Source organism: Thalassorhabdomicrobium marinisediminis (assembly GCF_003072065.1).
Taxonomy (GTDB): Bacteria; Pseudomonadota; Alphaproteobacteria; order Rhodobacterales; family Rhodobacteraceae; genus Octadecabacter; species Octadecabacter marinisediminis.
Map to the genome: position 1 here is coordinate 15,059 of NZ_QCYG01000003.1, position 14,218 is coordinate 29,276.

10 protein-coding genes are annotated in these 14,218 nt (G+C 64.9%); 9 read left to right on the forward strand and 1 reads right to left on the reverse strand.

All coding sequences use genetic code 11. The features are described 5' to 3' along the window. Nucleotides 1–93: 93 nt before the first annotated feature. Entirely contained in the window at nt 94–3,609 is a 3,516-nt protein-coding gene (dnaE, locus tag DC363_RS04595) for a DNA polymerase III subunit alpha (protein ID WP_108639968.1), read from the reverse strand. Nucleotides 3,610–3,781: 172 nt separating this feature from the next. Here dnaE and DC363_RS04600 point away from each other — a divergent pair, with 172 nt between their 5' ends. The 9 genes from DC363_RS04600 to DC363_RS04640 all read left to right on the forward strand — a co-directional run bounded on the left by DC363_RS04600 (nt 3,782) and on the right by DC363_RS04640 (nt 14,086). Beyond that, nucleotides 3,782–4,120, forward strand: a complete 339-nt coding sequence (locus tag DC363_RS04600; protein WP_108639969.1) for an ArsR/SmtB family transcription factor — start codon at nt 3,782–3,784, stop codon at nt 4,118–4,120. Beyond that, nucleotides 4,117–4,602 carry an SRPBCC family protein gene (locus tag DC363_RS04605; RefSeq protein ID WP_108639970.1) on the forward strand — a complete coding sequence of 162 codons (486 nt, stop codon included), beginning with the start codon at nt 4,117–4,119 and terminating at the stop codon, nt 4,600–4,602. Before DC363_RS04600 ends, DC363_RS04605 begins: the two co-directional genes overlap by 4 nt. Before the next feature lie 134 nt (nt 4,603–4,736). Continuing rightward, the gene (gene xdhA, locus DC363_RS04610; protein WP_108639971.1) at nt 4,737–6,110 is read left to right on the forward strand and encodes a xanthine dehydrogenase small subunit; all 1,374 of its coding nucleotides are present in this window, start codon (nt 4,737–4,739) and stop codon (nt 6,108–6,110) included. Then, nucleotides 6,107–8,545 (forward strand): xanthine dehydrogenase molybdopterin binding subunit, encoded by a 2,439-nt coding sequence (xdhB, locus tag DC363_RS04615; RefSeq protein ID WP_108639972.1) that lies wholly within the window; start codon nt 6,107–6,109, stop codon nt 8,543–8,545. The genes xdhA and xdhB overlap by 4 nt, the downstream gene beginning before the upstream one ends. Before the next feature lie 7 nt (nt 8,546–8,552). Beyond that, the gene (gene xdhC, locus DC363_RS04620; RefSeq protein ID WP_108640299.1) at nt 8,553–9,314 is read left to right on the forward strand and encodes a xanthine dehydrogenase accessory protein XdhC; all 762 of its coding nucleotides are present in this window, start codon (nt 8,553–8,555) and stop codon (nt 9,312–9,314) included. Continuing rightward, nucleotides 9,311–10,834, forward strand: coding sequence for an ABC transporter ATP-binding protein (locus DC363_RS04625; protein ID WP_108639973.1), 1,524 nt, complete (start codon nt 9,311–9,313; stop codon nt 10,832–10,834). Before xdhC ends, DC363_RS04625 begins: the two co-directional genes overlap by 4 nt. A gap of 120 nt (nt 10,835–10,954) precedes the next feature. Then, a complete protein-coding gene (locus DC363_RS04630) occupies nt 10,955–12,037 on the forward strand; it encodes an ABC transporter permease (protein WP_108639974.1) in 1,083 nt (360 codons plus the stop codon). Further along, nucleotides 12,037–12,951 carry an ABC transporter permease gene (locus DC363_RS04635; RefSeq protein WP_108639975.1) on the forward strand — a complete coding sequence of 305 codons (915 nt, stop codon included), beginning with the start codon at nt 12,037–12,039 and terminating at the stop codon, nt 12,949–12,951. Before DC363_RS04630 ends, DC363_RS04635 begins: the two co-directional genes overlap by 1 nt. Nucleotides 12,952–12,991: 40 nt before the next feature. Beyond that, complete coding sequence (locus DC363_RS04640; RefSeq protein WP_108639976.1) at nt 12,992–14,086, forward strand: BMP family ABC transporter substrate-binding protein; 1,095 nt, start codon at nt 12,992–12,994, stop codon at nt 14,084–14,086. Nucleotides 14,087–14,218 lie beyond the last annotated feature (132 nt).

Here is a 14,218-nt window from a genome sequence, read left to right on the forward strand (position 1 = left end):
TTTTTTTATTCAAGTTAAGGCGTGGTGTAACGAATCGGTGATCACCCGTCCAGCATTCCTGTCGGTTTGGCCGGTCCGGCAGCGGCTCGCCGCCTAGATTTCCTGCACCTCGATTACGCCGGTCAGGCTGCGCAACGCGCCCTTGATTTGCGGATTGACGGGGAAATCCCGCTCAAGTTCCACGTCGATCTCTCCCAGTTCGGCGTCGTCGATGGTGAAGGTGATCGGCCCGCGCCCGGCCTTGATCCCGTCGCGCAGGGCGTTCTGCAGGATGTCGCTGACCGTGGGAATGGCCGCCACATCGCCCAGAAACACCCGCAACCCGGTGGACCCGGCATCGGCAACCGCCGCGTCGATCGGGGCGACGGAGCGGCCCAGAAGCTTGAGTTGCTGCGCCTCCATCGTTGCCTCGACCTGCACGACGACCTGCGACCCGGTCTCAAGAAAATCGCGCGAGGCTTCAAGCGTATCCGAGAAGATCATCACCTCGTATTGGCCGGTCGGATCGCTGAGTTGCACAAAGGCGAACCGGTTGCCGCGCGCCGACTTGCGTTCTTGCCGACCGGCCACGTGCCCCGCCATCTTGGCGACCATCGGCCCCTGCTCGGCCTTCTTGGTCACCTCGTCCAGCGTCATCACCTGCTTGCGCTTGAGCGGCGCCATGTAGTCGTCCAGCGGATGACCGGAGAGGTAGAAGCCCACGGCCTTGAACTCTTCGGCCAAACGTTCGGCGGGCAACCAGTCCTGCGCCGCCGACAGGCGCGGCTCGGGCAGATCGTCGCCGGCCTCACCGAACAGGCTCACCTGATTGGAGTTCTTCTGCTCGTGGATTGCGGCGGAATAGCTGACCAGTGCATCAAGGCTTTCGAACACGCGGCGCCGGTTCGGGTCCAGCACGTCAAAGGCCCCGGCGCGCGCCAGCATTTCCATCGGGCGCTTGCCCACGCGCTTGAGGTCCACGCGCCGCGCCAGATCGAACAATGTCGCGAAAGGCTTTCCTTGCCCGGCATCGCCGTCCTCATACCGCGCCTGAACGATCAGGCCCATCGCCTCGACGCCGACGTTCTTCAGCGCCCCCAAACCGTAAACCAACGTGCCGTCCCGCACGTCGAACGTCGCCTTGGAGGTGTTCACACAAGGCGGCGACCACGGCAGGCCCAGCCCTTTCTTCACCTCTTGGAAATACACCGCCAGCTTGTCGGTCAGGTGCAGATCACAATTCATCATCCCTGCCATGAACTCGACCGGGTGGTTCGCCTTTAGCCACGCCGTCTGATAGCTGACCACCGCATAGGCCGCCGCGTGGGATTTGTTGAACCCGTAGTTGGCGAACTTGTCGAGCAGGTTCCAGACCTCAAGCGCCTTCTTGTCGTCAACGCCGTTTTCCTTGGCCCCTGCGATGAATTTGGGCCGCTCGGCGTCCATCGCCTCTTGGATCTTTTTCCCCATGGCGCGTCGCAACAGATCGGCCCCGCCGAGGCTATAGCCCGCCATCTCCTGCGCGATCTGCATCACCTGTTCCTGATAGACGATGATGCCCTGCGTCTCGTCCAGAATGTGGTCGATGGTCGGATGCAGCTTGTCGCGGTCGGACAGGCCGTTCTTGACCTCGCAGAACTTGGGGATGTTCTCCATCGGACCGGGGCGGTACAGCGCCACCAGCGCGATAATATCCTCGATGCAGTCGGGCTTCATGCGCCGCAGCGCGTCCATCATGCCGGTGGATTCCACCTGGAACACGGCCACGGTCTTGGCGGCGGCATAGAGCTTGTAGGTCGCCTCATCATCGAGCGGAATTCCCCCGATGTCGTTCTCCATGCCCTCGGCAGGCTCATAAAGCTCGGTCCCGTCGGCGGCGATATGCAGCGACCGCCCCGATTGCAGGATCAGGTTCACCGCGTTCTGAATCACGGTCAACGTCTTCAGGCCCAGAAAGTCGAACTTCACCAGCCCGGCCTGTTCGACCCATTTCATGTTGAACTGCGTCGCCGGCATGTCCGAGCGCGGGTCCTGATACAGCGGCACCAGCTCATCCAGTGGGCGGTCGCCGATCACCACCCCCGCCGCGTGGGTCGAAGCGTTGCGCAAAAGGCCCTCGATCTGCTGGCCATAGGTCAACAGCCGGTCGACGACCTCTTCCTCATCCGCCGCCTGCCGCAAGCGCGGCTCATCCGCGAGCGCCTTGACGATGCTCACGGGTTTGACCCCCTCCACCGGGATCATCTTCGACAGCTTGTCGACCTGCCCGTAAGGCAGTTGCAGCACCCGCCCCACGTCGCGCACGGCGGCCTTGGACAGCAGCGCGCCGAAGGTGATGATCTGCCCCACCTTGTCGCGGCCATATTTCTCTTGCACGTAGCGGATCACCTCTTCCCGGCGGTCCATGCAGAAGTCGATGTCGAAGTCGGGCATGGAGACCCGCTCGGGGTTCAGGAAGCGTTCGAACAGCAGCGAATAGCGCAGCGGGTCAAGGTCGGTGATCGTCAGCGCATAGGCCACCAGCGACCCCGCGCCGGACCCCCGCCCCGGCCCAACCGGAATGTCGTGATCCTTGGCCCATTTGATGAAGTCGGCCACGATCAGGAAATAGCCGGGAAAACCCATGCCCTCGATGATGTCGAGCTCGAAATCCAGCCGTTTCTGATACTCTTCCACGCTCACCGCATGGGGGATCACCTTCAGCCGTTCTTGCAAACCCTCATTGGCCTGCCGCCGCAGCTCTACCACCTCGTCATCGGCGAACTTGGGCAGGATCGGATCGCGGGTATAGGTGCGGAAGGCGCAGCGCTTGGCGATCTCGACCGTGTTGGCGACCGCTTCGGGCAGGTCCGCAAACAGCGCCACCATCTCCTCTTGCGACTTGAAATAATGCTGCGGCGTGAGCCTGCGGCGTGGCTCGTTCTGGTCCACATAGGCCCCGTCGGCGATGCAGATCAGCGCGTCGTGGGCCTCGTAAATCTCGGGCTTGGGGAAATAGACGTCGTTGGTCGCCACCAGCGGCAGCTCCATGGCATAGGCCATCTCCACGTGGCCCTGCTCGGACAGCGCCTCGGCCTCGGGCAGGCCACCCTCACCGGGGTGGCGCTGCAATTCGACGTAAAGTCGGTCGGGGTAGATCGCCGCCAGCCGTGTCAGGAAGGCTTCCGCCGCCGGACGCTGGCCCGCGCGCAACAGCCGCCCCACCGGCCCGTCCGGCCCGCCGCTCAGACAGATCAGCCCCTCGGAGTAGGTCGCCAGATCATCGACGGTCACCTGCGGCAGCTCTCCGCCCGCGTCCACATAGGCGCAGGAGTTGAGCTTCATCAGGTTCATGTAGCCCTGTTCGTTCTGCGCCAGCAGGACAATCGGCGCGGGCGCTTCGGGCCGTCCGCGCGGGTCCGCCGTGGCCATCTGCACATCGACCTGACAGCCGATGATCGGCTGCACCCCCGCCTTGGCCGCGTATTCGGAAAACTCCAATGCGCAGAACATGTTGTTGGTGTCGGTCACGGCCACGGCGGGCATGCCGTTCGCCTCGGCCAGACTGCTGAGTTTCTTGACCGGAACCGCGCCTTCGAGCAGCGAATATTCCGTATGAACGCGCAAGTGAATGAATCGGGGATCAGCCATGTCGCGCACTCTATCCGGTGGCACCTGCAGCGGGAAGAGCGTTCCGGCCCTGCCCCTGCGGAACCGGTGCAACCGACTGCGCAGACAGCGAAATTATGCCTGTCCGCGAGCGACACTTAGCAATCTAGCTAAGTATATTGACCCCGCCCCCGCTACGCGCAATACTGTCCGCATGACCACGCAGCTCAACGCTTCCTTCGCAGCCCTCTCGGACCCGACCCGCCGCGCGGTGGTCGAACAGCTCTCGCGCGGGCCGGCCACGGTGTCCACGCTTGCCGCGCCCCACGCCATCGCCCTGCCCACCTTCATGCGGCACCTGCGCGTGCTTGAGGATTGCGGCCTTGTGCGCTCGGTCAAGAAGGGCCGTGTGCGCACCTGTCATATCGAAGCGGCCCCTTTGCTGGAACTGCAAGGCTGGCTCGAATGGCAACGCCGCATCTGGGACGACCGCCTTGACCAGCTGAGCGAGCTTGCCGAAACCCTTGAGACCCCGGACCGGAGCCCCCCATGACCGATTTCCAGCCCCCCCCGTTTGACCCCGCCCGCGACCTGCAGCTTGAGCAGCATATCAAGGCACGGCCCGAAACGATCTGGCGCTGCTGGGCCGAGCCGGAACTGTTCAAGCAATGGTTCACACCCAAGCCCGTCGAAGTCACCCGCGTCGACAACGACCTGCGCCCCGGCGGCCGCGCCTTCACCGAGATGAAGCTGCCCGATGGCACCCTGATGCCCAACGACGGCTGTTTTGTGCTGGTGGAGGCCCCGCGGCTCATCGTGATGACCGATTCCATGACCCAAGGCTTCCGCCCCACCGGGCAGGGCTTCATGACCGCGATCATCACGCTGACCCCCGACGACGCCGGAACACTCTACCGCGTGCAGGTGCTCCACGCCGAGCCCGACGCCCGCGAACGCCATGAAAAGATGGGCTTCCATGACGGTTGGGGCACCACCGCCCGACAGCTCGCCGATCTCGCCGCGTCGCTAGGTTAATTCGCTACATTGTCAAAAAAGCCTTGCCAAACGACTTTGCGGTGGGGTTCACTCTCATTCTGACGGGCGCCCTCTACGCCGCATCGAAGGCGCCCCACGTCAAACGCACACCTGGTACCGCGGCGGGCTAAACCATGATCGTTACGTTTCTTCTGAACGGAGAGACCGTGGAGGTGAACACCACCCCCACCCAAACACTCCTCGACTGGCTGCGCGAAGAGCGTCACCTCACCGGAACCAAGGAAGGCTGCAACGAAGGCGATTGCGGCGCCTGTTCGGTGATGGTGACCGACCAGCGCGGCGCACGCACCTACAACGCCTGCATCCTGTTCATGCCGCAACTGCACGGCAAGGCCGTCCGCACGGTCGAAGGCCTTTCGGCCCCCGACGGCGCGCTGCATCCGGTGCAGGATGCGATGATCGAACACCACGGCAGCCAGTGCGGCTTCTGCACGCCGGGCTTCGTGGTCTCGATGGCGACCAGCCACCTCAACGGGCGCTCCGACCATGACGATGTGCTCGCCGGCAATCTGTGCCGCTGCACGGGCTACGCGCCGATCATCCGCGCCGCCAAAGCGGTGGAAGGGCAGGCCATCCCCGCGCACATGCGCGACACGCCCCCCGATCTGCGCGGCGACAGCGACCTGCCCGCGCCCACCTCCAGCGACGCGCTGGCCGAATGGTGTCTGGCCCACCCGCAGGGCACGCTGATCGCGGGTGCGACGGACGTCGGCCTTTGGGCCACCAAGGGCTTCCTGCACCGCGACGGCAAACTCGATGAGGTGGCCTTTCTGCACCGCTGCCGCGACCTGCAACAGATCGAGGATCAGGGCGACACCCTGCGCATCGGCGCCGGCGTGTCGATGACCGATGTGCTCGCCGCCATGCGCGACCTGCACCCCTCTTATGCCGAGATGATCCGCCGCTACGGCTCCGAACAGGTGCGCAACGCGGCGACCATCGGCGGCAATATCGCCAACGGCTCGCCCATCGGGGACAACCCGCCTGCGCTGATCGCCATGGACGCCACGCTGCACCTGCGCCGCGGCGATACGCGCCGCGAGATGCCGATCGAGGACTTCTTCATCGACTACGGCAAGCAGGACCGCCAGCCCGGCGAGTTCGTCGAAGCGGTGACGATACCGAAATCCGCGCCCGCCCTGCGCTGCTACAAGCTCAGCAAACGTTTCGATCAGGATATCTCGGCGGTCTGCGGCTGCTTCAACATCACCGTGGACGGCGGCACGATCACCGACGCCCGCATCGCCTTTGGCGGCATGGCCGGAACGCCCAAACGCGCCGCCGCGGCAGAAGCCGCGCTGACCGGCCAGCCGTGGACCGCCGACACCATTGAGGCCGCTGCAAACGCGATGACGCAGGATTACCAGCCGATGACCGACATGCGCGCCTCGGCCGCCTACCGGATGGAGGCCGCGCAAGGCCAGTTGCGCCGCTATTTCGCGGACCTGAACGCCAAACCCACGTCTGTTCTGGAGGTGTCGGCATGAGCGTGAACAAACCCCTTCCCCACGACGCCGCCCGCCTGCACGTCACCGGCACCGCCCGCTATGTAGACGACATGCCGACCCCGGCGGGCACCCTGAACCTCGCCTTCGGGCTCAGCGCGATCGCGCGCGGCACGATCACCGCGATGAACCTTGACCGGGTGCGCAAGGCGCCTGGCGTTGTCGCGGTGCTCACGGCCGAGGATCTGCCCCATGCCAACGATGTCTCGCCCTCGATCCATGACGAGCCGCTGCTGAGCGACGGCACGGTGCATTACCTTGGCCAGCCGCTGTTTCTGGTGATCGCCGACAGCCACCACAACGCCCGCAACGCCGCGCGGATGGGGGATGTCACCTATGACGAGGAAACCCCGATCCTCAGCATCGAAGAGGCGATGGCCGCCGATGCCCGCTTCGAGGATGGCCCGCGAATCTACACCAAGGGCGACGTGGATGCGGCCCTGACCGCAGCACCCCACCGTCTGTCGGGCCGCTTCGACATGGGCGGGCAGGAACATTTCTATCTGGAAGGTCAAGCCGCGCTGGCCCTGCCGCAGGAAGGCGGCGACATGATCGTGCAGTCCTCCACCCAGCACCCGACCGAGATCCAGCACAAGGTGGCCGAGGCCCTTGGCGTGCCGATGCACGGGGTGCGCGTGGAGATCCGCCGCATGGGCGGGGGCTTCGGCGGCAAGGAAAGCCAGGGCAACGCGCTTGCGGTGTCCTGCGCCGTGGCCGCCGCGCTGACCGGCAAGCCCTGCAAGATGCGCTACGACCGCGACGATGACATGACCATCACCGGCAAGCGCCACGACTTCCGCATCGAATATGACGTAGGCTTCAAGGACGATGGCCGGATCACCGGCATCGACTTCACCCATTACACCCGCTGCGGCTGGGCGCAGGACCTGTCGCTGCCCGTGGCCGACCGCGCCATGCTGCACGCCGACAACGCCTATCTTCTGCCCGCCGCGCGCATCACCTCGCACCGGCTGAAGACCAACATGCAAAGCGCCACCGCCTTTCGCGGCTTCGGCGGCCCACAGGGCTTGATCGGGATCGAACGGGTGATGGATCACATCGCCCACACCCTCGGGCTGGACCCGATCGAGGTGCGGCGCGTGAACTATTACGCGCCGGCGGGGGATGCGCAGCCCTCAGACGGCGCATTGTCAACGAAGACGACCGCGCCCGTCAAACCCACCACCTCCGAAGACCTGACCAGCCGCGGGGCGCAGGACGTGGCCGACGGCTCCGGCGCGGAAGAGCATCTGCCACAGGCGCAGGGTCTGGATGCGGCCGAGGTCGACAATTCCACCCCCTACGCCATGCCGGTCACCGACTTCATCCTGCACGAGATGACCGACAAGCTGCTGGAGGATTCGGACTACGCCGCCCGCAAACAGGCGGTGGCCGACTGGAACGCCAAGCACGATGTGCTGAAGAAGGGCATCGCCTTCAATCCGGTGAAGTTCGGCATCTCCTTCACGCTCACCCACCTCAATCAGGCGGGGGCTCTGGTGCATGTCTATCAGGACGGCTCGATCCACCTGAACCACGGCGGCACCGAAATGGGGCAAGGCCTGTTCCAGAAGGTGGCACAGGTCGCCGCCGCGCGTTTCGGCGTCGGGGTCGAGGCGATCAAGATCACTGCGTCGGACACCGCCAAGGTGCCCAACACCTCGGCCACCGCAGCCTCCTCCGGTTCCGACCTCAACGGGATGGCCGTGCAGAACGCCTGCGACACCATCCGCGACCGGATCGCGGAGCTGCTGGCCGAGCTGCATCAGGTCCACCCCGACACCGTGCGCTTCGAGGATGGCGAGGTCACCGTCGCCAATGACACCATGTCCTTCGCCGCCGCCGCAAAGCTGGCCTATGAAAACCGCGTCTCGCTGTCGGCAACCGGCTTCTACAAGACGCCCGAAGTCGCGTGGGACCGGATCGCCGGCAAGGGCCGCCCGTTCTTCTACTTCGCCTATGGCGCGGCGATCTCCGAGGTGGTGATCGACACGCTCACCGGCGAGAACCGCATCCTGCGGGTGGACATCCTTCATGACGCGGGCAAATCCCTGAACCCCGCGCTCGACATCGGCCAGATCGAGGGCGGCTTCGTGCAGGGCGCGGGCTGGCTCACGACCGAGGAGCTCGTCTGGGACGGCTCTGGCCGTCTGCGGACCCATGCGCCCAGCACCTACAAGATCCCCGCCTGTTCCGACCGGCCGGACATCTTCAATGTCGCGCTTTGGGATGGCGAGAACCGCTCGGACACCGTCTATCGCTCGAAAGCGGTGGGGGAGCCGCCCTTCATGCTGGGCATTTCCACCCATCTGGCGCTGGCCGACGCCTGCGCCGCCTGCGGTCCGAACTTTCCCGACCTGCAAGCGCCCGCCACCGCCGAAGAAGTGTTGCAGGCGGTCAAGCGGGCCCGTGGGTGACCAGGCCATGATCGACTTCATCCTTGTCACAGTCGCCGCCACCCGCGGCTCGGCGCCGCGCGACACCGACGCTTTCATGCGGGTCTGGCCGGACCGGCAAGAGGGCACGATCGGCGGCGGCACGCTGGAGTGGGAGGCCGCGCGCATCGCGCGTGAGGTGCTCGCCGCCGGGGAGCAGACGGCCCAGCGCACCCTGCCCCTCGGCCCCGATCTGGGCCAGTGCTGCGGCGGCGTCGTCACCCTTGAGTTCAAGCGCAACGGCACCGTCGACACGCTGATCTTTCCGCCCCTGTGGATCTGGGGCGGCGGCCACGTGGGCCGCGCCATCGCCCGCGTCATGGCCCCGTTCGAGGATCGCGACATCATCGTGATCGACACCACCGCCGAACGGATGCCCGACCTGCCCGAGACCGTCGCGCCGCTGGTGGCCGCCGATCCGGTTCGCGTGGTGGCCCATGCGCCCGCCAACGCCGACCACCTGATCCTGACCTATTCCCACGACCTCGACCTTGCGCTCTGCGATGCGCTGCTGCGGCACGGCTTTGGCACCGCCGGTCTGATCGGCTCGGCCACCAAGAAGGCGCGTTTCCGCAGCCGCCTGTCGGCCATGGGCCACACGCCCGAAGCCATCGCCCGCATCGCCTGCCCCATCGGCGACCCCGCCCTGGGCAAACACCCGCAGGCCATTGCCATCGGCGTGGCCGCCGCTCTGCGCTGCGGCCCCTCCACACACGCTTCCAACGAACCAGCAAGGGACCGCACCGGATGAATGACCCGCTCCTGAGATTGTCCGGCCTGACCAAGGCCTATCCCGGCGTTGTCGCCAACCGCGACGTGTCATTCGATATCGGCAAGGGCGAGGTTCACGCCCTTTTGGGGGAAAACGGGGCCGGCAAATCCACGCTGGTCAAGACGATCTACGGGCTGGTCAAACCGGACGAGGGCAGCATGACGCTTGAGGGGAAGCCCTTTGCGCCCCACGATCCCCGCGCCGCCCGCGCCGCCGGGATCGCCATGGTGTTCCAGCACTTTTCCCTGTTCGACGCGCTCACCGTGGCCGAGAACGTAGCCCTTGGCATGGAGAATCCGCCCCCCATGGGCGAGTTGGCCGCCCGCATCAAGGACGTGTCGGAAACCTACGGCCTGCCGCTCAACCCGTCGCGCATCGTCGGCGATCTGAGCGCGGGCGAGCGGCAGCGGGTCGAGATCATCCGCTGCCTGTTGCAGGACCCCAAGGTCCTGATCATGGATGAGCCGACCAGCGTTCTCACCCCGCAAGAGGTTGAAATCCTGTTCGAAACCCTGCGCAAGCTGCAGGCCGAGGGCACGTCGATCCTCTATATCTCGCACAAGCTGGAAGAGATCCGCGCCCTGTGCGACTGCGCCACGATCCTGCGTCTGGGCGAAGTGGTGGGCACCTGCGACCCGCGCGAGACCAGCGCCCGCGAGATGGCGGAACTCATGGTCGGCGGCACCTTGCACGTGCCCGAGCGTGAAACCAAGGTTGAGGGCGAAGTCCTCATGCAGATCAAGGGGTTGAGCGCGCCCTCGCCTGCGGAATTCGGCACCTCGCTGAAAGACATCTCGCTTGAGGTGCGCGCCGGCGACGTGATCGGCATCGGCGGGGTCGCGGGCAACGGGCAGGACGAACTGCTGGCCGCGCTGTCGGGCGAAATCCGCGTCGGACAAGGCCAGATCACCTTTCAGGGCAAGGACATCGGCCATCTGCCGCCCGACGCCCGCCGTACTCTTGGTATCTGTGCCGCGCCCGAGGAACGGATGGGCCATGCCGCCGCACCCGATATGTCCCTGACCGAAAACGGAGCCCTCACCGCGCGCAAACGCAAGAATTTGACAAAGAACGGTTTTATCAACTGGCGGGCCGCGCGTGGCTTCGCCGAAGAGGTGATCGAGACCTTCGACGTGCGCACGCCGGGGCCGAACAACGCCGCGCGCTCGCTGTCGGGCGGAAACCTGCAGAAATTCGTTATCGGACGGGAAATCCTGCAAGACCCGCAGGTGCTGATCGTCAACCAGCCCACATGGGGCGTCGATGCCAGCGCCGCCGCCGCGATCCGGCAGGCCCTGCTTGATCTGGCCGCCAAGGGCGCGGCGGTGATCGTTATTTCTCAGGACCTTGATGAGTTGATGGAGGTCTCGGATTCCTTTGCCGCCCTGAACGAAGGGCGCCTGTCCGCGCCGCGTCCCGCCCGGGGCCTCACCGTTGAGGAAATCGGCCTGATGCTCGGTGGCGCGCACGATATGGAAGTGGCCCATGTGGCCAGCTGACCGCCGCAGGGGGGCGGGTCTGGCCGAATGCAAGGCCACCCAAGGGAGAGGCGGGACACCCCGCCGGACAAAAACGAAACGTCATCGTGGAATAAGAAACGAACGAGGGGGGATGCGACTATGATCGCGCTGGAAAAACGCCCGCAGCCGTCGCAGGTCTGGTCGCTGGCCTCACCTGTTGTGGCCGTGGTGCTGACAATGATCGCGGGGGCGGGTCTGTTCGCGGCGCTGGGGCAGGACCCCGTCGCCGCGCTGATCAAGATCTTCTGGGAGCCGGTCTTCGGCCCCTACAACTTCTTCTATCTGCCGCAACTGCTGATCAAGGGCGCACCCCTCGTCGCGATCGCCCTGGGGCTGAGCCTGGGGTTCAAGGCGGGCATCTGGAACATTGGCGCTGAAGGGCAATACATCATCGGCGCCCTGTGTGGCGCGGGCGTGGGGCTGGCCTTCTACCCGATGGAAGCCCGCTGGCTGATCCTGCCTTTGATGCTGGTGGCGGGGGCCTTGGGCGGCTTTGTCTGGGCGATGATCCCCGGCCTGCTGCGGGTGAAGTTCAACACCAACGAAATTCTCGTGTCGCTGATGCTGGTCTATGTGGCCGAACAGCTCATGGCGTCCATGGCGCTGGGGCTGATGAAAAACCCCGAAGGCATGGGCTTCCCCGGATCGCGCAACCTGTCGCAATATGAAAGCGCGTCAACCTGGATCGACCGCAGCTACGGCATGCACTGGGGCGTGGTCATCGCGCTGATCGCCGTGTGCTTCGCCTATATCCTGTTCTCGCGCCACATCCTCGGCTTCCAGATCAAACTCGCCGGTCAGGCCCCCCGTGCCGCGGCCTTTTCGGGCGTCAGCCCCGCACGGCTGGTCCTGTTCTGCCTGGGCACCTCGGGGGCGCTTGCGGGCCTCGCGGGGCTGACCGAGGTCGCCGGCCCCGCCGGCCTTGTGAGCATTGATTTCAACGTGGGCTACGGCTTCACCGCGATCATCGTGGCCTTCCTGGGTCGCCTGCATCCGGTCGGCATCCTGTTGGCGGGGACGCTGATGGCGATCACCTATATCGGCGGCGATGTGGCGCAAAGCTCGCTCGGACTGCCGGGCGCAGCCATTCAGGTGTTTCAGGGCATGTTGCTGTTTTTCCTGTTGGCCGTGGACGTGCTGACAAACTACCGCGTGCGGATCGGCCAAAGGAGCGTTGCATAATGGATCTGTCCTCAATCAACCCGCTGTTGCTTCTTGCCTCTTTGATGGTTGCAGCCACGCCGATCCTTTTGGCCGCGACTGGTGAACTGGTGGTGGAACGCGCAGGCGTGCTGAACCTCGGGGTCGAGGGGATGATGATTTCCGGCTCTGTTCTGGGATTTGTCGCCGCGATCTCAACCGGATCGCCGTGGCTCGGCTTTCTGGTGGCGGCACTGGGTGGCGCGGGCATGGCGCTGGTGTTCGGCATCCTGACGCAGTTCTTCCTGTCCAATCAGGTGGCTACAGGTCTGGCGCTGACGCTGTTCGGCCTCGGCCTCGCGTCGCTTCTGGGTCAGGGCTACCTCGGCGTGAAAGCGCCCCCCTTCCCCGATTGGCACATCCCGCTGCTGAGCGATATTCCGGTGCTCGGCCCCATCGTGTTCCAGCACGACCCGATTGTTTATCTCGGCCTCGCCATTGTCGCGGGCGTCTGGTGGTTCCTCAGCAAAACCCGTGCCGGGCTTGTCCTGCGGGCCGTAGGCGAAAACCATGAGGCGGCGCACGGCTTGGGTTATCACGTGGTGCGCACGCGCCTTCTGGCGATCATGTTCGGCGGGGCCTGCGCGGGCCTTGGCGGGGCCTATCTGTCCATCGTCCGCGTGCCGACCTATGCCGACGGGCTGACCGCCGGAGCAGGCTGGATTGCCCTTGCGATTGTGGTTTTTGCAAGCTGGAAACCGGGGCGGCTGCTGCTGGGGGCCTATCTGTTCGGCGGCGTTACGGTATTGCAGTTGAACTTGCAGGCCGCGGGCGTCGCGATCCCGGTCGAGTACCTTTCGATGTCGCCGTATATTGCCACCATCCTCGTTCTGGTCATTATGTCAGCCAGCGGGGCACCCGGATCACTGGGAAAGACGTTCCACGCCGCACGCTAGCGGCCCATCTATAAAGACCTCACCACTAGGGAGACTACACATGTTGAGAAGAACACTTTTGGCCAGCGCGGCCGCATTGGCAGGCCTGTCCGGCATGGCCATCGCCGAGGGGCACGAGCCCACCAAGGTCGGCTTCGTTTTCGTCGGCCCCGTGGGCGACGGCGGCTGGACCTATGAGCACAACCAAGCCCGTCTGGCTGTGGAAGAGCATTTCGGCGACAAGGTCGAGACGGTCTTCGTCGAAAGCGTGCCAGAAGGCCCCGACGCCGAGCGTGTGATGACGCAGATGGCGCTGGAAGGCGCGGACCTGATCTTCACCACCTCGTTCGGTTACATGGACCCGACAATCAACGTGGCCCAGCAGTTCCCCGACGTGATGTTCGAGCATGCGACAGGCTACAAGCAGGCCGACAACGTCAGCGTCTATTCCGCGCGGTTCTACGAAGGCCGCGCTGTTCAGGGCCATATCGCGGGTCAATTGACCGAGAGCAACATCATCGGCTACATCGCCTCCTTCCCGATTCCGGAAGTCATCCGCGGCATCAACAGCGCCTATCTGCACGCCAAGGAAGTGAACCCCGATGTCGAGTTCAAGATCATCTGGGCCTATACATGGTTCGATCCCGCAAAAGAGGCCGAAGCCGCCAGCGTGCTGATCGAACAGGGCGCGGACGTGATCTTGCAGCACACCGATTCCACCGCGCCGCAGGCCGCTGCAGCTTCGGTGAACGAAGCGGGCGAAAAGACGATCTACACCTTCGGTCAGGCCTCCGACATGGGTGAATTCGCGCCCCTGCCGCGTGTCTCTTCGATCATCGACGATTGGGCGCCCTACTACATTGCGCGCACTCAGGCTGTCATGGACGGCACATGGGAAAGCGTGAACACATGGGACGGCATCGGCGCTGGCATGGTCGGCATTGGTGACATCAGCGACGCGGTTCCCGCCGACATCAAAGCCTCAGCCGAAGACCTAATCGAGCGTTTGGCCACGGGCGAATATCACGCCTTCACCGGACCGATCAACAAACAGGACGGCAGCGCCTGGCTTGCTGAGGGTGAAACCGCAGACGATGGCACGCTGGCAGGCATGGATTTCTATGTGGAAGGTCTGACCTCCGAGATCCCGCAATAAGCGTGCGGCACACCTGAAACCTCTCAAAGGCCCGCCCCACCGGCGGGCCTTTTTCATGGCGCGAACCGGGTGCGCGCTTCCGCCTGTCGGGGCGAGATAACAAATGTTCTATTGCCCTCCCCCCGAGCCCGG